Here is a 17,926-nt window from a genome sequence, read left to right as displayed (position 1 = left end):
GAAAGCTCGGATGTGGGAGTGGCGCCATTCTACCCGTGGTGCGAGTCTTGTAAACCGAGGGGGCCAGGGCGACCCGGGTCAAAATGTGGGAGCAAGCCCCCTCCCACAAGGGATTTGTGGTGGTAGATAGGGCGTATGAAAAAGGCGACCCGAAGGTCGCCTTGTTCAATGCGGCTCGGATCAGAACTCGTGATCCGCGTTATCCGGGTTCAGGTCGCTGATGCCCAGCTTGCCGGCGGCGGTTTCGATCGCGCCGGTCTGCTTGACCAGCGCGGCAATCGCGTCACGCACGATCTGGTTGCCTTTGTCATTGCCGGCGGCGATCAGCTGGTCGTAGTGCTCACCGTTGTTGGCGTGATCGACCATGACTTGGATCTTCGCTTCAGTGGCAGCCAGGTCAGCCTTCAGCGCAGCGTCGGCCGCCGGGTCAACCTTGGCCACCAGCGACGACAGGCTGGCGCCGGTCATTTGGGTGCCGTCGGTGCGGGTGTACTCGCCCAGGTAGACGTTGCGGATGCCTTTGGCGTCGTAGAAGTGCGAGTTGTGGGTGTTGTCGCTGAAGCAATCCTGCTCGTCTTCCGGCGAGTTGGCTTCCAGGGAAACCTTCATGCGCTCACCGGCCAGCTCACCCAGGGACAGGCTGCCCATGCCGAACAACATTTTACGCAGGCCGTCGGTGGCAGGTTCCGACTCCAGGGTGGCGCGGTAGTTGTCTTCGACGTTGGGCTTCCAGTTGCCGACCATTTCTTCCAGGTCGCTGACCAGCAATTGGGTCACGGCGCGCAGGTAGGTGCGACGACGCTCGTTGTGGCCGCCGGTGGCGCCGTCGCCGGTCATGTAGTCCGACGCCGGGCGGTTGCCCGCGCCTGGGCCGGTGCCGTTGAGGTCCTGGCCCCAGAGCAGGAATTCGATCGCGTGGTAGCCGGTGGCGACGTTGGCTTCGGACCCCCCCAGTTCATTGAGGCTGGCGAGTTTTTCCGGGGTGATGTCCTTCACGTCGACCTTGTCTTCGCCCACCTGGATCTGGGTGTTGGCGATGATGTTGGCGTTGGCGCCCGGGTTGCCCAGGGCGTGCTCGTAGGATTTGTCGACGTAGTCGATCAGTCCTTCATCGAGAGGCCAGGCGTTCACTTGGCCTTCCCAGTCGTCGATGATGGTGTTGCCGAAACGGAACACTTCGCTCTGCAGGTACGGCACACGGGCGGCAACCCAAGCGGCGCGGGCGGCTTTCAGGGTTTCGTCGTTCGGGTTGGCGAGGAAGGTGTCGATTGCGGTCTGCAGGGTTTTCGCGGTGGATTCGGCGTCGCTGTACACCGCGAACACCATGTCGGCGTAATGCGCGACCACGGCCTTGGCGGCTGCCTCGTCGACCTGGCCAGCCGGGGCCGCCGCAGGTGCGGTGCTGCTGGCGGCTGCGGGTGCTTGAGGCGCGGCCGCCTTGTCTTTACCTTCGCCGCAACCGGCGAGAGAAATGGCAAGGGCCAGCAGACTGGCGGTGGCCAGGGGCATACGAATCATGGCGAACATCCTGCTTCGGTTGGGGTTGGGGCACGCGAGGGCGCGCAAAACTGCGACATAATGCGAAAGATTTGCATTTTGTGTAAAGCGTTATACGCGGGAAATATTTGGTATTGCTTTGCACGGTCAAAGAATCGCCGCGTTATTGCGCTCGGATTGTTTCAAGTACACCGCCAACTCACGGGCCTGCAGGGGTTTGCTGTAGTAGTAACCCTGTCCCTCATGGCAGCCCTCGGCGATGATGTAGGCCTCTTGCTCGGCAGTTTCAACGCCCTCGGCAATTACCTGCATGCCCAGGCTTTTGCCCAACTGGATGATGGCGCGCACGATGGTGGCATCGTCGTCATCATCGAGCAGGTCCTGGACGAAGCTCTTGTCGATCTTCATTTTGTCCAAGGGCAGGCTTTTCAGGTAGCTCAGCGACGAATAGCCGGTACCGAAGTCATCGATGGCGATCAGCGCGCCGGAGCGTCGCAGGCTCAATAAGTGCTGGGCGGCGGTGCTGATGTCTTCCATCAGGCCGGTCTCGGTGACTTCCAGCTCCAGGCTACGGGGCGGCAAGCGGTAGATCTGCATCAGGTTGTTGACCACCCGCGGCAATTCGGTGTGGTGCAACTGCACGGTGGACAGGTTGACCGCCATGCGCAGCTCGGTGAAACCCAGGTCGTGCCATTCGCGCAACTGTCGGCATGCCTGGTCGAGTACCCACTCGCCAATCGGAATAATCGTACCGTTCTGTTCCGCCAAGGGGATAAACAGGTCGGGTGGTACCAGGCCGTGTTCCGGATGCTGCCAGCGGATCAGCGCTTCGACGCCGACTACGCGGTGGTCGCGGTAACTGATCTGGGGTTGGTACACCAAGTGGAATTGGTCCCGGCTCAGGGCATCGCGCAGGTCTTTTTCCAGTTCGCGGCGGCGGCGCATTTCGCTGTCGACGCTGGCGATGTAGAACTGATAGCGGTTGCGCGAGCGGCTCTTGGCCAGGGTCATCGTTTGTTCGGCTTTTTGCAGCAGCTTCTCAGTGCTGTCGCCGTCTTCCGGAAACAGCGTGATGCCGATGGTAGCGCGCAGGCGGATCTGATCCTGGTCGAGGGCGAATGCCTCCTCCAGGTCATCCAGGATGCTTTGTGCCAGCTCGGCGGCCTCGTAAGGCTGCTCGATATCGGCCTGAACCAGCGCGAACTGGTCGCCCCCCAGGCGGGCCAGGGCGCCGAGGCGGCCGCTGTGGGCACGCAGACGGTCGGCCAGTGCCAGCAGCAATTTGTCGCCGGCCTGGTAGGTAAACTGTTCGTTGACGCTCTTGAAGTCGTCCAGCCCGACGCACAGCACTGCCACACGGCGTTGTCGGCGGCCGGCGTCGGTCAGGATCTTGTCTAACTGCTCCTGCAGCTTCTGCCGATTCGGCAGGCCGGTGAGAAAGTCGTACTGGGCCATGCGCAGCAGGCTGGATTCGGCCTCATGGCGCAGGTGGGTATTGCGCTCGATGGATTCGAGCAACTGGTTGGCCGTGTTGATCCACAACCCCAGCTCATTGCGTTCATGGCCCTTGAGTTGGGGGATTTTGTGTTCGCTGGGCCGGTCCGGGTTGATTGATGTCAGATGTTCGATAATCCGCGACAGCGGTTTGGTCAGCAGCCAGTGATACACCAGGTACAGCACCAGGCCCATGGCCAAGGCGCGCAGTACGCCGGACACAAAGATGATCACCGAGCTGACAATAAAGCCTTTGCCGTAGGTGGCCGTGTCCAGGGTGATGCTCAGGTCGCCGTAATATTCGCTGTAGGGGCCTTTGCCGACCAATGCGGTGGTGAAGGTGCGTTCCTGGCCCAGAATCAGGTCGGTCAGCCAGCGGGTGGGCGATTGCTGCAAGGCACGGCTTTTTTCCGCGAGCATGGTTTCGTTGGGATGGCCAATGGAGGCCATGCGCACGGCGTCGTCCTGAAACAGACCCTCGATGACCTGCATACCCATCTCGCGATCCAGGCTGTAGACGGCCTGGGTCGAGGGGTCGCGAAACATGTCGAGAATGCGTTGGGCATCGCCCGCCACGGCCTGGTGTGTCTTGTAGGCATCGAAAACGATCTGCGCCACGCTCAACGCCACGCCCACGATCAATGCCGACAACAGCACAACCCGTAGCAACTTCACCGACAAGCTGTTTTTGAGTTCCAGCTTCAAAGGGTCATTCCTTTTTCCATGCGGGTAGCCTCAATATGCCATGAGTATTGGCAATCTCGGGGTGGCAGTCAAAGGAACATTGGGGCAAAGCAGGTTTGAAGTCGGTCATCAGGTGGTGCAGGGCGGATTTGCATCCGCCTGCAAGGGGCGCAGTCGGTATCAGAAGGTCAACGTACGCTTTGTCGTTTCTTGAAGACTCGAAAAATCCAGGCTTTTGTTTTGAGGCTCCAGAGCGTTGCCCAGCGCCTTGGCCAGTACATCGGCGAAGGGTTGGACAAGCGGGGTGACGGCGCTGGTGATATCTCCAGCGGCTTTGGCGACGTCGCCGATGAGGGGCAGCGCGGCGAGTGCTCCAATAGACATAGTTAATTCTCCGACAGGTATGAGAGGCGAATTCCTCTGCATGCCTGGGTGGCGTTGCCGGTTCGCTCAGTTCCGTCGCCCATGAAAAAGCCCGGCATTCGCCGGGCTTTTTCTACTGCAAGTGTTGCTTAGGCAGTGAAGGTCTTGCCTTCGAACTGCTCAGCCACGAACTTCCAGTTGACCAGGTTCCAGAACGCTTCCACATACTTTGGACGCACGTTGCGGTAGTCGATGTAGTAAGCGTGTTCCCACACGTCGCAGGTCAGCAGCGGGGTGTCGCCGCTGGTCAGCGGGTTGCCGGCGCCGATGGTGCTGGCCAGGGCCAGGGAACCGTCAGCCTTTTTCACCAGCCAGCCCCAACCGGAACCGAAGGTGCCGACGGAAGTCTTGGTGAACTCTTCCTTGAACTTGTCGAACGAACCGAACGCAGCGTTGATGGCTTCAGCCAGGGCGCCGGTCGGTTGGCCGCCGGCGTTTGGCGCCAGGCAGTTCCAGTAGAAGGTGTGGTTCCAGACCTGAGCGGCGTTGTTGAAGATGCCGCCCGAAGAGGATTTGACGATCTCTTCCAGGGTCTTGCCTTCGAACTCGGTGCCAGGCACCAGGTTGTTCAGGTTCACGACATAGGTGTTGTGGTGCTTGTCGTGGTGGTATTCCAAGGTTTCCTTGGAAATGTGCGGCTGCAGGGCATCGTGTGCGTACGGCAGCGGCGGCAATTCGAAAGCCATGATGATTCTCCTAATCAGGTCAGTTGCGGTGAGCGCAAGGCCGATCACGGGCGGCCAAACAAGCGCCGGGGAGTTTGAACTCTTTGCGGCGCAGGGTCCGGATCATAGCACCGGGGGTGTGGCAAAACCACGCAACAACTGTGTGGGATAGAGGTTCCAGAGCGTTTTGGAATATTCGTCAGGCGCTGATCAATTGATAGGCCACGCTGAACATCATCACCGCGACCAAAAGATCCAGCAGGCGCCAGGTTGCCGGGCGTGCCAACCAGGGCGCCAGCCACGCCGCGCCCAGCGCCAGGCTGGCGAACCACAGGAACGAGGCGCTGGCCGCACCGGCCACATAGGCGCCCGGTTCGGTTTGTTGAGCGCCCAGGGAGCCTATCAACAGCACGGTGTCCAGGTACACGTGGGGGTTGAGCAGCGTTACCGCCAAGGCACTGAGCAATACAGCGCGCAGTGAGCGCGCCTTGAAGGCGTCGCCGTGTTCCAGGCTTTGCTTTGAAAACGCCCGACGTAGCGCCGAGGTGCCATACCACAACAGGAACGCCGCGCCGCCCCAGCGGGCAATCGCCAGCAGCAGCGGGTTCTGGGCCAGCACCGTGGCCAGGCCGAACACCCCGGCGGCCACCAGGATGGCATCGCACACGATGCACAGGGCCGCCACCGGCAGGTGATGCTCACGGCGCAGGCTTTGCGCCAATACAAAGGCGTTCTGCGTGCCGATCGCCATGATCAGGCCAAGCGCCACCAGCAGTCCGTTCAGATAGCTTTGCCACATAAGGTTTACTCCGCGTCCGCTGCCAATTGCCGTAAAACCCCCAGCGCGCGCTCGGCGTCGGCGCGGCCGACAAACAGGTGGTCGTGGTAGTAGCCGGCGATCACGTTGCAACTGATGCCGGCCTTGCCCAGCGCACTGGCGAAAGCGGCGGTCAGGCCCACGGCTTCCAGGGCCGAATGCACGTTCAAGGTGATCCAGGCCGCGACATACTCGAAAGCCAAGCCGGCTTGTTGCGCTTGTTGGCGCTCGAGGATCAGGGTCAGGCCTTCCTGCTCGCGAAAGCTGCCGATGATCTCGCAGCCTTCGGGAATACGTCGGTCGGGCAGGGTGCAGAACACGTAGTCACCCTCATGCAACTGCGGGCTCATGCTGCGCAGCAGGGTTGCCAGGGCGGTTTCGCCAGCCATGTGAAGGTTCCTTTCGAACGTGAAGAGGTGAAATACGATGAAGCAATGCTGGTCATTTTCATCGGGTAGGTTGTATAAGAAAAACCAATATTGCTGATCGCTCATTAGAGAAACTGATGTTCGACTATAAATTGCTCTCCGCCCTGGCGGCGGTGGTGGAACAGGCGGGCTTTGAGCGCGGTGCGCAGGTGTTGGGGTTGTCGCAGTCGGCGATTTCCCAGCGTATCAAGTTGCTCGAGGCGCGCATCGGCCAACCGGTACTGGTGCGGGCTACGCCGCCGACGCCTACGGATATCGGCCGGCGGCTGCTCAACCACGTCCAACAAGTGCGGTTGCTGGAGCGTGACCTGCAAAGCCAGGTGCCCGCACTGGACGAGGAAGGTATGCCTGAGCGGCTGCGCATCGCCCTGAATGCCGACAGCCTCGCCACGTGGTGGGCGCAAGCGGTCAGCGATTTCTGCGCCGAGCAGCATTTGTTGCTGGACTTGGTGGTGGAGGACCAGACCGTGGGCCTCAAGCGCATGCGGGCCGGCGAAGTGGCGGCCTGTATCTGCGCCAGCGAACGCCCTGTGGCGGGAGCGCGCAGCCTGTTGCTCGGCGCCATGCGTTATCGCGCGCTGGCCAGCCCGGCCTTTATTGCCAGGCACTTTCCCGAGGGCGTGCGGGCCGAACAACTGGCGCGTACGCCGGCTTTGGTGTTCGGTCCGGATGATTTCCTGCAACACCGATACCTGGCATCCCTCGGTGTGGACGGTGGTTTTGAGCACCATTTGTGCCCCTCGTCCGAAGGTTTTATTCGCCTGACAGAGGCCGGCCTGGGCTGGGGCCTGGTGCCCGAACTGCAGGTGCGTGATCAATTGGAGAAAGGCGTATTGGTCGAGTTGTTGCCAGATAAGCCCATCGATGTGCCGCTGTACTGGCATCATTGGCGCAGTGGCGGGCAGTTGTTGGGGCTGTTGACCGACCATCTGGCCCAGGCCTGTGGCCAATGGTTGGTGCCCTATCAGCAGTAACAAGCGTCAAGCTGCAAGCTGCAAGAAAAGCTTGCGGATCGTTTTTAACTTGTAGCTTGAGGCTTGACGCTGGCAGCTGCATCCGTAGGAGGCTTCATGAAAATTCTGGTCACCGGCGCAAGCGGCTTCATCGGCGGGCGTTTTGCGCGTTTCGCCCTGGAGCAGGGCCTGGACGTGCGGGTCAACGGGCGACGTGCCGAGGGGGTCGAGCACCTTGTCAGGCGCGGTGCCGAGTTTATCCAGGGTGATTTGAATGATGCCGACCTGGTGCGCGAGCTGTGCCGCGACGTCGAAGCCGTGGTGCATTGCGCTGGCGCTGTCGGGCTGTGGGGCAAGTACCAGGATTTTCATCAGGGTAATGTGCTGGTCACCGAAAATGTCGTTGAAGCCTGCCTCAAGCAACGGGTCGGGCGCCTGGTACACTTGTCGTCACCGTCGATCTACTTTGACGGGCGCGATCACCTGGGGTTGACCGAAGAACAGGTGCCCAAGCGTTTCAAGCACCCCTATGCCGCCACCAAATACCTGGCGGAACAGAAAGTCTTCGGCGCCCAGGAGTTCGGCCTGGAAGTGCTGGCTTTGCGCCCTCGATTTGTGACCGGCGCCGGCGATATGAGCATCTTCCCGCGTTTGCTGAAGATGCAGCGCAAGAATCGCCTGGCCATTGTCGGCGACGGGCTGAACAAGGTCGACTTCACCAGCGTGCACAACCTCAACGAAGCTCTCCTCAGCAGCTTGCTGGCCCCAGGTTCGGCGTTGGGCCGGGCCTACAACATCAGCAACGGCACGCCGGTGCCGGTGTGGGACGTGGTGAACTACGTGATGCGCCAGATGGACCTGCCGCAGGTCACCCGTTATCGGTCTTACGGCTTGTCCTACAGCGTGGCGGCGTTGAACGAAGCGTTTTGCGCGATGTGGCCGGGTCGTCCGGAGCCGGCGCTGTCACGCCTGGGCATGCAGGTGATGAACAAAGATTTCACCCTCGACATCAGTCAGGCGAGGCATTATCTGGACTACGAGCCCAAGGTCAGCCTGTGGACCGCGCTCGACGAGTTCTGCGCCTGGTGGAAGGCCCAGGACCCCGGCCTCAAGTAGTTTCACCAGCAGCGACACATCGGGAACCGAATTCGTGGTTCCGGGTCGACCAGTGCGCGGGGAACGCGGTTTATAATCCCGGCGCTCGGCCTTCCAGCTAGCCATCTCATTGATTCAAGGTAGATTCATGCGTAACGATGCCAACGACGAATTCGACAACGTTCCCACCCTGCGGGCCGATCAAGGGGATGACGATGATTTCGTGCCGACTCCCGCCACCTCCGTGCGCTCGCGCAACACCAAGGTGGTCAATGTCAAAAGAGCCAGCACCGGCCCGTTGTGGGCCTTGGTCGGTGCGCTGCTGATCGCCTTTGCCGGCCTGGCCTGGTGGAGCTTCCAGCAGATTTCCCTGATGGGCCAGCAGTTGGTCGCCACCCAGGAGAGTTTCGCGCGCATCAGCGAGGAAGCGGCGGGGCGCCTGCAGGATATTTCCGGCAAGGTCGTGGCCAGTGAGGCCAACGTCAACAACGGCAGCGAAGCGCTGAAGTTGCAGATCAAGCAGCTGGAAACCCAATTGCTGGAGCAGGGCAAGCAACAAGTGGGCGTGGCCGGTCAGGCGAGCGAACTGGACCAGCGCCTGGCGCAAATGACCACCAATGCCACCGAGCTTGCGAATGCCAATGCCAAGCTGCAGGGCCAGGTCCAGGCGTTGACCGATGCCGTCGCCAGCCTCAAGGCGGCGCAGGGTGAGACCAAGGAGCTGGCGAACGACGTGGCGGCCTTGAAGAAACAGGGCAATCCGAGCGCGGCCATCGCCCGCCTCGAGCAGGACCTGCTGGTACTCAAGAGCGCACAGGAAAACCAGCCCGCCAACAGCGACGCACCCACCAATAAAGAGTTCGACGTGTTCCGCATCCAGACCACGCGCAACATCACCACCTTGCAGAGCCAGGTGCAGAACTTGAACCAACGTCTCAACGCGCCAGCGGCCGCTACGCCGCTCGGTCAGTAAAGCTTGTCGGTAAATGTCACCGCTTGGTGACATTTACCATCAGTTTCGTTACTTGCCCCTCTTTCGCCCTTGTTTAGACTCGGTCATCCCATAAAAAAAACAAGGGCCACCCATGACCACCCAACCACTGCCTGCCAGCAGTTGGCTGAATGCACCTGCCCATCACGCCTGGCTTGCCGGCGAAGGACAGCGCCTGTTGGCATTTGCCAAAGCCTCTCGACTGCCTGACGGCTTCGGCAATCTCGATGACAAAGGCCAGCTGCCGGCCGATGCCTACGCCGAAACCATGAACACCGCGCGCATGACCCATAGTTTCGCCATGGCCCAGGTCATGGGGCTGCCGGGTTACGCCGACCTGGTCGCCCACGGCGTCGCGGCGCTCAGAGGGCCACTGCGCGACAGTGAGCACGCCGGCTGGTTCGCCACCCCCAATGCCCGCGATGGCAACCACGGTAAAGCGGCTTACTTGCATGCCTTTGTCGCCCTGGCCGCCAGCTCGGCGGTGGTGGCCGGCGCGCCGGGTGCACAGGACCTGTTGAACGACGCCATCCATGTCATCGACCAGTTCTTCTGGAGCGAGGAGGAGGGCGTGATGCTCGAATCCTTTGCCCGGGACTGGACGGGTGTCGAAGCCTATCGCGGTGCCAACAGCAACATGCACGCCACCGAAGCATTCCTGGCCCTGGCCGATGTCACCGGTGATCGACGCTGGTTGGACCGGGCGCTGCGTATCGTCGAGCGGGTTATCCACACCCACGCGGCGGCTAATCGGTTCATGGTGATCGAGCATTTCGACACTCGTTGGCAACCGCTGCCCGGTTACAACGAAGACAACCCGGCCGACGGCTTTCGCCCTTACGGCATCACCCCCGGTCACGGTTTTGAGTGGGCGCGGCTGGTGCTGCACCTGGAGGCTGCGCGTCTGCAAGCCGGGCTGGTCACGCCGGACTGGCTGGTGAGCGATGCTCAAGGCCTGTTCGCCAGTGCCTGCGAGCACGCCTGGGCCGTGGATGGCGCCCCCGGCATCGTCTACACCCTGGATTGGAACCAGCGCCCGGTGGTACGCGAACGCTTGCATTGGACCCATGCCGAAGCCAGTGCCGCTGCCCAGGCACTGCTCAAACGTACCGCTGATGCGCATTACGAGATGTGGTACCGACGCTTCTGGGAGTTCTGCGAAACCCACTTTATCGACAGGACCCACGGCAGTTGGCACCACGAACTCGACCCGCACAACCAACCCAGCAGCAACATTTGGGGTGGCAAGCCGGACCTGTACCATGCCTGGCAAGCGGTGGTGCTGCCCGCACTCCCTTTGTCACCCAGTATGACCAGTGCTTTAGGTCGGGGCTTGTATGTCACAAGGTGGTGACATTTGAGCGTCCCTTTGTTACCTGCGCCCTGAACATCCCTGTTTAAACTCCGTGCAGCGCAAGCTCTAGACTTGCATGCATAACAACAAGAAAAGGTACTCAGATGAACGCGATTAATCGCCTCGCCGTCGCTATTTCCATTGCCTCGTTGTTTCCCCTCAGTGCATTTGCCGCCGACTCGAAAGGCACGGTTGAAGTTGTGCATTGGTGGACCTCCGGCGGTGAAAAAGCGGCCGTAGATGTCCTGAAGGCCCAAGTTGAGAAAGACGGCTTCACCTGGAAGGACGGCGCTGTTGCAGGTGGCGGTGGCGCCACTGCCATGACCGTGCTGAAAAGCCGTGCAGTCGCCGGCAACCCACCAGGCGTTGCTCAGATCAAAGGTCCGGACATCCAGGAATGGGCATCCACCGGCCTGCTCGACACTGACGTGCTCAAAGACGTCGCCAAAGAAGAAAAGTGGGACTCCCTGCTCGACAAGAAAGTCTCCGATACCGTGAAGTACGAGGGCAACTACGTTGCCGTGCCGGTCAACATCCACCGCGTGAACTGGCTGTGGATCAACCCGGAAGTCTTCAAGAAAGCCGGTATCACCAAGAACCCGACCACCCTCGAAGAATTCTACGCTGCCGGTGACAAGCTCAAGGCCGCGGGCTTCATTCCGCTCGCCCACGGTGGCCAGCCTTGGCAGGACAGCACCGTATTCGAAGCGGTGGTGTTGTCGGTGATGGGGGCTGATGGCTACAAGAAAGCCCTGGTTGACCTGGACAACGCCGCGCTGACCGGCCCGGAAATGGTCAAGGCCCTGACTGAACTGAAGAAAGTCGCGACCTACATGGACGTCGACGGTAAAGGCCAGGACTGGAACCTAGAAGCGGGCAAGGTCATCAACGGCAAGGCCGGCATGCAGATCATGGGTGACTGGGCCAAGTCCGAATGGACTGCCGCCAAGAAAGTCGCCGGCAAAGACTACGAGTGCGTAGCCTTCCCGGGCACCGACAAAGCCTTTACTTACAACATCGACTCCCTGGCGGTGTTCAAGGTCAAAGACAAGGGCACTCAGGCCGGTCAGCAAGACATCGCCAAAGTGGTGCTGGGTGAAAACTTCCAGAAAGTGTTCAGCATCAACAAGGGCTCGATCCCTGTGCGCAACGACATGCTCCATGAAATGGACAAGCTTGGCTTCGACTCCTGCGCTCAGACTGCGGCCAAGGACTTCCTGGCTGACGCCCAGACCGGCGGCTTGCAACCAAGCATGGCGCACAACATGGCCACCACCCTGGCCGTGCAAGGTGCGTTCTTTGATGTCGTGACCAACTACATCAACGACCCGAAAGCCGACCCGGCCGACACCGCCAAGAAACTTGGCGCTGCGATCAAGTCTGCGAAGTAACGGTTAGCACGGCTGGTCCTTGTGAGGGGAAACCCCCTGACTCCTCACAAGGCATGCTCTTGTAGTCCTTTTTCCCTGTACTGGATTTTCCCATGAGTTCTGTTGCTGTGTTCAGCAAGGCCTCGCCGTTCGATGCACTGCAGCGCTGGCTCCCCAAACTGGTGCTGGCGCCCAGCATGTTCATCGTTCTGGTGGGCTTCTACGGCTACATCCTGTGGACGTTCGTGCTGTCGTTCACCACCTCCACGTTCCTGCCTAACTACACCTGGGCCGGCCTTGCGCAATACGCGCGCTTGTTCGACAACGACCGCTGGTGGGTGGCGAGCAAGAACCTGGCGGTTTTCGGCGGGATGTTTATCGGCATCACCTTGGTGATCGGCGTGACACTGGCGATTTTCCTCGACCAGAAGATCCGTCGTGAAGGCTTTATCCGCACCATTTACCTGTACCCGATGGCGCTTTCGATGATCGTCACCGGTACCGCCTGGAAATGGCTGCTCAACCCGGGCATGGGCCTGGACAAACTCCTGCGGGACTGGGGCTGGGAAGGCTTCCGTCTCGACTGGCTGATCGACCCTGATCGCGTCGTTTACTGCCTGGTAATTGCCGCCGTTTGGCAAGCCTCCGGCTTCATCATGGCGATGTTCCTCGCGGGCCTGCGTGGTGTTGATCAGTCGATCATCCGTGCCGCGCAGATCGACGGCGCCAGCCTGCCGCGCATCTACTGGAGCGTGGTGCTGCCCAGCCTGCGCCCAGTGTTCTTCAGTGCCGTGATGATCCTGGCGCACATTGCGATCAAGAGCTTCGACCTGGTCGCCGCCATGACGGCCGGTGGTCCGGGCTACTCGTCCGACCTGCCCGCCATGTTCATGTACTCGTTCACCTTCAGTCGTGGCCAGATGGGTATGGGCTCGGCCAGCGCAATCCTGATGCTCGGCGCGATCCTCGCGATCATCGTGCCTTACCTGTATTCCGAGCTGAGGACCAAGCGTCATGACTAGTCTCGCTTCCAAACCTGCCATCAGCCTGAGCCGCATCGCGATCTATGCGGTGCTGATCCTCGCGGTGCTGCTGTACCTGGTGCCGCTGGTAGTGATGCTGCTGACCAGCTTCAAGACCCCGGAAGATATCAGCACCGGCAACCTGCTGAGCTGGCCGACCGTGGTCAGCGGTATCGGCTGGGTCAAGGCCTGGGCCACCGTGGACGGCTACTTCTGGAACTCGATCAAGATCACCGTTCCGGCCGTACTGATTTCCACCGCCATTGGCGCACTGAACGGCTATGTGCTGTCGTTCTGGCGCTTCAAAGGCTCGCAGCTGTTCTTCGGCTTGCTGCTGTTTGGCTGCTTCCTGCCGTTCCAGACCGTACTGCTGCCCGCGTCGTTCACCCTCGGCAAGATGGGCCTGGCCAGCACCACAACCGGCCTGGTGTTTGTACACGTGGTCTACGGACTGGCGTTTACTACACTGTTTTTCCGTAACTACTACGTGAGCATTCCTGACGCGCTGATCAAGGCCGCACGGCTGGACGGTGCAGGTTTCTTCACCATCTTCCGTCAGATCATTCTGCCGATGTCGACGCCGATCATCATGGTCTGCCTGATCTGGCAGTTCACCCAGATCTGGAACGACTTCCTGTTCGGTGTGGTGTTCTCCAGCGGCGACTCCCAGCCCATCACGGTGGCGCTGAACAACCTGGTCAACACCAGCACCGGGGCCAAGGAATATAACGTGGATATGGCGGCGGCGATGATCGCCGGGCTGCCGACCCTGCTGGTCTATGTGATCGCAGGCAAGTATTTCGTGCGCGGCCTCACGGCTGGCGCGGTCAAGGGGTAATCATGGCTACGCTTGAACTTCGCAATGTAAACAAGACCTATGGCGCCGGCTTGCCCGACACCTTGAAGAACATCGAACTGTCGATCAAGGAAGGTGAGTTCCTGATCCTGGTCGGCCCTTCGGGTTGCGGTAAATCCACGCTGATGAACTGCATCGCCGGGCTTGAGACCATCACCGGCGGCGCGATCATGATCGGCGATCAGGACGTCAGCGGCATGAGCCCCAAGGACCGTGACATCGCCATGGTGTTCCAGTCCTACGCGCTGTACCCGACCATGAGCGTGCGCGAGAACATCGAGTTCGGCTTGAAAATCCGCAAGATGCCCCAGGCCGATATCGATGCCGAAGTGGCGCGCGTGGCCAAGCTGCTGCAGATCGAACACCTGCTCAATCGCAAGCCGGGCCAGTTGTCCGGTGGTCAGCAACAGCGCGTGGCCATGGGCCGTGCCCTGGCGCGCCGGCCGAAGATCTACCTGTTCGACGAACCGCTGTCCAACCTCGACGCCAAGCTGCGGGTCGAGATGCGCACCGAAATGAAACTGATGCACCAGCGCCTGAAAACCACCACGGTCTACGTGACCCACGACCAGATCGAAGCGATGACCCTGGGCGACAAAGTGGCGGTGATGAAGGACGGCATCATCCAGCAGTTCGGTACGCCGAAAGAGATTTATAACGACCCGGCCAACCAGTTCGTCGCGAGCTTTATCGGTTCGCCGCCGATGAACTTCGTACCGCTGCGCTTGCAGCGCAAGGACGGTCGCCTGGTGGCGCTGCTCGATAGCGGCCAGGCCCGCTGCGAGTTGGCGCTCAATGTGTCGGATGCCGGCCTTGAAGACCGCGACGTGATCCTGGGCCTGCGCCCGGAGCAAATCATGTTGGCCAACGGCGAGGGCGACAGCGCGTCGAGCATTCGTGCCGAAGTCCAGGTCACCGAACCGACCGGCCCGGACACCTTGGTGTTCGTGCAACTCAACGACACCAAGGTCTGCTGCCGCCTGGCACCCGACGTGGCGCCCCAGGTCGGTGAGACCCTGACTCTGCAATTCGATCCGGCCAAGGTCCTGTTGTTCGACGCCAACACTGGCGAGCGTCTGGGCACTGCTGCCGCATCGCCTGCGCTCGGGCACACCGGCAACGTGGCCCAATTCAAAGGTCGTTGAGTCTATAACTTGTTGTTTTAGATAAAAAATGTAACCCGCGTTAGATAAAAACAGTTTAATAACAATAAAGACGAGGATGTAGGGATGAAAAAGCAACACAACAACACCCGGCTGATCTGCCAACTGTCAGCAGCAGCAGCCCTTGTACTGTCCGCCAATGCGATGGCGGCCGATGCATTCAGTGCCGACTCCAAGTGGATGACCGGTGATTGGGGCGGCGAGCGGACCAAGCTGATCGAGCAAGGTATCGACATCAAGGCTGACTACGTGGGTGAAATGGGCGCCAACCTGCATGGCGGCTACAACGACGACAAGACTGGCCGTTACTCCGACCAGTTCGGTCTGGGCGTGGCGCTGGACCTGCAGAAACTGTGGGGCTGGGACAACACCCAGGCCAAGATCCAGTTGACCAACCGTAACGGCCAGAACATCTCCAACGACCGTATCGGCGACCCGCGTGCCGGCACGCTGAGCTCGTCCATGGAAGTCTACGGCCGTGGCCACATGGTGCGTCTGACCCAGTTCTGGATCCAGCACCAGATGTTCGACAACAAGCTGGACGTGAAACTCGGCTACTTCGGCGAAGGCGAAGACTTCAACACCTTCCCATGCGACTTCCAGAACCTGTCGTTCTGCGGCTCGCAAGTGGGTAACTACGTCAACACCTGGTACAACTGGCCGGTGGCCCAGGCCGCTATCCGCTTGAAGTACAACATCACGCCAGAGCTGTATGCGCAAATCGGTGCGTACAACCAGAACCCGTCGCAGCTGGAGCACGGTAACGGCTTCAAACTCAGCGGCAGCGGTACCAAGGGTACTGTGATTCCGGTGGAATTGGTCTGGTCGCCGAAGGTTAACAACCTGCCGGGCGAATACCGTGTGGGTTACTACAAGAGCGCGGCCGACGCCAGCGATGTACGTGAAGACGTCAATGGTAACGATGCGGCCACCACCGGCGCAGCCTACCGTCTGCGCAGCAGCAAAACCGGTTACTGGTTCGTTGCGCAACAGCAACTCACCACGCATAACGGTGATGCTTCGCGCGGCTTGAACATTGCCGCCAACGCGACCTTCCACGATAAAGACACCAACCTGGTCGATAACTACCAGTCGCTGATGCTGGTGTACAAAGGGCCATTTGATGCCCGTGCCAAAGATGACGTCGGTATTGGTATTTCCCGTATCCACGCCAACAGTGATGTGAAGAAAAACTCCGAGTTGCTCAATGAGGCGGGTGGTTTCACCGACTACAGCCAGGCGGGTTACGCGCCTCTGCGTAACACCGAGTACAACGTCGAGCTCAACTATGGCATTCACGTCACCAACTGGCTGACCGTGCGTCCTAACCTGCAATACATCAAGAACCCAGGTGGCGTCGACCAAGTCGACAACGCGTTGGTAGCGGGCCTGAAAATTCAGTCTACGTTCTAACGCTGTTGCGATAAGCTCCTTCTCTCTGTGCGCATTTTGCGGGTAGCCATGGCTACCCGCTTTTTTTGGGGCGCACTGTGATGATCTTCAGGACCGTGGCACATGCATGAGCATCCGCTGCAACGCTTTTTCAAATCCCTGCGCGAGCGTCCGGTGTTCGCCTGGGAGCGCTTTCAGATGCGCGACGTATTGGTGATCGACCATCCGCTGTGCCAGGCCGTGTTCAGTCGCCAGGGCGCGCAACTGTTGCATTTCCAACCGCACGGCCAGAAACCCTGGTTGTGGTGTGCAGCCAAGTGGCCACAGGTGGGGGCCATCCGTGGTGGTGTGCCGGTGTGCTGGCCCTGGTATGGCCGCCATCCGAGTGAAAACGCATGGCCGTCCCATGGCTGGGCGCGGCTGATCGACTGGAAGCTGCTCGACAGCAGCAGCGACGACGATGGTGTGCGCCTGCACTGGCAGTTACGCCTCTGCGACTGGCAGGTCGACCTGCATGCGCACCTGGGCGAAACCCTGGAATTGCGCCTGAGCACTGAACATCAGGACGAACTCCCTTGCCAGTTGAGCCATGCTTTGCACGCTTACTGGCGTATTGGTCACGTTGATGAGGTAGCGCTGTCTGGACTCGACGGGGCGCAAGGTTATGACCAGCTCAACCGTCAGGTCTGCCAGCAGGAAGGTGAGTTGCGAGTAGACGGTGGATGCCAGCGGGTGTTCCAGCATGAGGGCGAATTGCATCTCAAAGACCATGCCTGGCAGCGGGAACTGTGTATCGACACCGGCGACAGCGCGGACACCGTGGTGTGGCATCCGGGGAGCCGGCCCTTGCTGGGCGTGAGTTTCAATGAGGCGTCGGGCTTTGTGTGCGTGGAGTCGGCAATGGCCGGAGCCAGCCTGGCGCCGGGGGAGAGGGCGCATCTGAGCTTGCAGGCCAGAGCAGGAGCTTAGATCGTTCCCACGCTCCGCGTGGGAATGCATCCAGTGATGCTGCGCGTCACGACTTCCAGCAGCGGACGCAGAGCGTCCAGGGCGGCGTACCCACGCAGAGCGTGGGAACGATCAGATGTCATGTGTGGGCTTTAGATCGTTCCCACGCTCCGCGTGGGAATGCATCCAGTGATGCTCCGCGTCACGACTTTCAGCAGCGGACGCAGAGCGTCCAGGGCGGCGTTCCCACGCCGAGCGTGGGAACGATTAGATGTCATGTGTGGGCTTTAGATCGTTCCCACGCTCCGCGTGGGAATGCATCCAGTGATGCTCCGCGTCACCACTTTCAGCAGCGGACGCAGAGCGTCCAGGGCGGCGTTCCCACGCCGAGCGTGGGAACGATCAGATGTCATGTGTGGGCTTTAGATCGTTCCCACGCTCCGCGTGGGAATGCATCCAGTGATGCTGCGCGTCACGACTTCCAGCAGCGGACGCGGAGCGTCCAGGGCGGCGTTCCCACGCAGAGCGTGGGAACGATCAGATGTCATGTGTGGGCTTTAGATCGTTCCCACGCTCCGCGTGGGAATGCATCCAGTGATGCTCCGCGTCACGACTTTCAACAGCGGACGCAGAGCGTCCAGGGCGGCGTTCCCACGCAGAGCGTGGGAACGATCAGATGTCATGTGTGGGCTTTAGATCGTTCCCACGCTCCGCGTGGGAATGCATCCAGTGATGCTCCGCGTCACGACTTTCAACAGCGGACGCAGAGCGTCC

Annotated in this window: 16 protein-coding genes; 10 read left to right on the top strand and 6 right to left on the bottom strand. The window is 60.5% G+C overall.

What is annotated here, in order from left to right; all coding sequences use genetic code 11:
* Positions 1-180 precede the first annotated feature (180 nt).
* From C9383_RS20395 to C9383_RS20370, 6 genes are all read right to left on the bottom strand, one after another.
* Positions 181-1,518, bottom strand: coding sequence for an imelysin family protein (locus C9383_RS20395; protein WP_060754141.1), 1,338 nt, complete (start codon positions 1,516-1,518; stop codon positions 181-183).
* Between the two features lie 126 nt (positions 1,519-1,644).
* The gene (locus tag C9383_RS20390; RefSeq protein ID WP_060754140.1) at positions 1,645-3,696 is read right to left on the bottom strand and encodes a putative bifunctional diguanylate cyclase/phosphodiesterase; all 2,052 of its coding nucleotides are present in this window, start codon (positions 3,694-3,696) and stop codon (positions 1,645-1,647) included.
* A 159-nt stretch (positions 3,697-3,855) separates the two neighbouring features.
* The gene (locus C9383_RS20385; RefSeq protein WP_090368925.1) at positions 3,856-4,059 is read right to left on the bottom strand and encodes a hypothetical protein; all 204 of its coding nucleotides are present in this window, start codon (positions 4,057-4,059) and stop codon (positions 3,856-3,858) included.
* Between the two features lie 128 nt (positions 4,060-4,187).
* Complete coding sequence (locus C9383_RS20380) at positions 4,188-4,784, bottom strand: superoxide dismutase (RefSeq protein WP_003212997.1); 597 nt, start codon at positions 4,782-4,784, stop codon at positions 4,188-4,190.
* 178 nt (positions 4,785-4,962) lie between these two features.
* Entirely contained in the window at positions 4,963-5,562 is a 600-nt protein-coding gene (locus tag C9383_RS20375) for a LysE/ArgO family amino acid transporter (RefSeq protein WP_090368927.1), read from the bottom strand.
* Positions 5,563-5,567: 5 nt separating this feature from the next.
* Positions 5,568-5,969: an ACT domain-containing protein gene (locus C9383_RS20370; protein ID WP_090368929.1), complete on the bottom strand. Its 402-nt coding sequence runs from the start codon at positions 5,967-5,969 to the stop codon at positions 5,568-5,570.
* A 116-nt stretch (positions 5,970-6,085) separates the two neighbouring features.
* Between C9383_RS20370 and C9383_RS20365 the strand changes: the two genes are divergently transcribed.
* The 10 genes from C9383_RS20365 to C9383_RS20320 all read left to right on the top strand — a co-directional run bounded on the left by C9383_RS20365 (position 6,086) and on the right by C9383_RS20320 (position 17,173).
* On the top strand, positions 6,086-6,982 hold the full coding sequence (locus C9383_RS20365; protein ID WP_060754136.1) for a LysR family transcriptional regulator ArgP: 897 nt from the start codon (positions 6,086-6,088) through the stop codon (positions 6,980-6,982).
* A 96-nt stretch (positions 6,983-7,078) separates the two neighbouring features.
* Positions 7,079-8,077, top strand: coding sequence for an NAD-dependent epimerase/dehydratase family protein (locus C9383_RS20360; RefSeq protein ID WP_090368932.1), 999 nt, complete (start codon positions 7,079-7,081; stop codon positions 8,075-8,077).
* A 127-nt stretch (positions 8,078-8,204) separates the two neighbouring features.
* Complete coding sequence (locus C9383_RS20355) at positions 8,205-9,029, top strand: coiled-coil domain-containing protein (protein ID WP_090368934.1); 825 nt, start codon at positions 8,205-8,207, stop codon at positions 9,027-9,029.
* A gap of 112 nt (positions 9,030-9,141) precedes the next feature.
* Complete coding sequence (locus tag C9383_RS20350; RefSeq protein ID WP_090368936.1) at positions 9,142-10,401, top strand: D-mannose isomerase; 1,260 nt, start codon at positions 9,142-9,144, stop codon at positions 10,399-10,401.
* A gap of 104 nt (positions 10,402-10,505) precedes the next feature.
* Positions 10,506-11,792 (top strand): ABC transporter substrate-binding protein, encoded by a 1,287-nt coding sequence (locus C9383_RS20345; RefSeq protein WP_090368938.1) that lies wholly within the window; start codon positions 10,506-10,508, stop codon positions 11,790-11,792.
* Between the two features lie 92 nt (positions 11,793-11,884).
* Positions 11,885-12,793, top strand: a complete 909-nt coding sequence (locus tag C9383_RS20340; RefSeq protein ID WP_060754131.1) for a carbohydrate ABC transporter permease — start codon at positions 11,885-11,887, stop codon at positions 12,791-12,793.
* On the top strand, positions 12,786-13,631 hold the full coding sequence (locus tag C9383_RS20335) for a carbohydrate ABC transporter permease (protein WP_060754130.1): 846 nt from the start codon (positions 12,786-12,788) through the stop codon (positions 13,629-13,631). The genes C9383_RS20340 and C9383_RS20335 overlap by 8 nt, the downstream gene beginning before the upstream one ends.
* A gap of 2 nt (positions 13,632-13,633) precedes the next feature.
* Positions 13,634-14,794, top strand: coding sequence for an ABC transporter ATP-binding protein (locus tag C9383_RS20330; protein WP_090368940.1), 1,161 nt, complete (start codon positions 13,634-13,636; stop codon positions 14,792-14,794).
* Between the two features lie 84 nt (positions 14,795-14,878).
* On the top strand, positions 14,879-16,225 hold the full coding sequence (locus C9383_RS20325; protein ID WP_090368943.1) for a carbohydrate porin: 1,347 nt from the start codon (positions 14,879-14,881) through the stop codon (positions 16,223-16,225).
* Between the two features lie 102 nt (positions 16,226-16,327).
* The gene (locus tag C9383_RS20320) at positions 16,328-17,173 is read left to right on the top strand and encodes a D-hexose-6-phosphate mutarotase (RefSeq protein WP_060754127.1); all 846 of its coding nucleotides are present in this window, start codon (positions 16,328-16,330) and stop codon (positions 17,171-17,173) included.
* Positions 17,174-17,926: the final 753 nt, after the last annotated feature.

It is taken from the genome of Pseudomonas palleroniana, assembly GCF_003031675.1.
Classification (GTDB): domain Bacteria; phylum Pseudomonadota; class Gammaproteobacteria; order Pseudomonadales; family Pseudomonadaceae; genus Aquipseudomonas; species Aquipseudomonas palleroniana.
Note: the sequence above shows the minus strand (reverse complement) of the source record. Positions and strands in the feature narration are given on the sequence as shown.

Excerpts from the sequence above, each read along its gene's own strand:
- C9383_RS20395 (WP_060754141.1), bottom strand. The coding sequence starts at position 1,518 with ATGATTCGTATGCCCCTGGCCACCGCCAGTCTGCTGGCCCTTGCCATT.
- C9383_RS20385 (WP_090368925.1), bottom strand. The coding sequence starts at position 4,059 with ATGTCTATTGGAGCACTCGCCGCGCTGCCCCTCATCGGCGACGTCGCC.
- C9383_RS20380 (WP_003212997.1), bottom strand. The coding sequence starts at position 4,784 with ATGGCTTTCGAATTGCCGCCGCTGCCGTACGCACACGATGCCCTGCAG.
- C9383_RS20375 (WP_090368927.1), bottom strand. The coding sequence starts at position 5,562 with ATGTGGCAAAGCTATCTGAACGGACTGCTGGTGGCGCTTGGCCTGATC.
- C9383_RS20370 (WP_090368929.1), bottom strand. The coding sequence starts at position 5,969 with ATGGCTGGCGAAACCGCCCTGGCAACCCTGCTGCGCAGCATGAGCCCG.
- C9383_RS20365 (WP_060754136.1), top strand. The coding sequence starts at position 6,086 with ATGTTCGACTATAAATTGCTCTCCGCCCTGGCGGCGGTGGTGGAACAG.
- C9383_RS20360 (WP_090368932.1), top strand. The coding sequence starts at position 7,079 with ATGAAAATTCTGGTCACCGGCGCAAGCGGCTTCATCGGCGGGCGTTTT.
- C9383_RS20355 (WP_090368934.1), top strand. The coding sequence starts at position 8,205 with ATGCGTAACGATGCCAACGACGAATTCGACAACGTTCCCACCCTGCGG.
- C9383_RS20350 (WP_090368936.1), top strand. The coding sequence starts at position 9,142 with ATGACCACCCAACCACTGCCTGCCAGCAGTTGGCTGAATGCACCTGCC.
- C9383_RS20345 (WP_090368938.1), top strand. The coding sequence starts at position 10,506 with ATGAACGCGATTAATCGCCTCGCCGTCGCTATTTCCATTGCCTCGTTG.
- C9383_RS20340 (WP_060754131.1), top strand. The coding sequence starts at position 11,885 with ATGAGTTCTGTTGCTGTGTTCAGCAAGGCCTCGCCGTTCGATGCACTG.
- C9383_RS20335 (WP_060754130.1), top strand. The coding sequence starts at position 12,786 with ATGACTAGTCTCGCTTCCAAACCTGCCATCAGCCTGAGCCGCATCGCG.
- C9383_RS20330 (WP_090368940.1), top strand. The coding sequence starts at position 13,634 with ATGGCTACGCTTGAACTTCGCAATGTAAACAAGACCTATGGCGCCGGC.
- C9383_RS20325 (WP_090368943.1), top strand. The coding sequence starts at position 14,879 with ATGAAAAAGCAACACAACAACACCCGGCTGATCTGCCAACTGTCAGCA.
- C9383_RS20320 (WP_060754127.1), top strand. The coding sequence starts at position 16,328 with ATGCATGAGCATCCGCTGCAACGCTTTTTCAAATCCCTGCGCGAGCGT.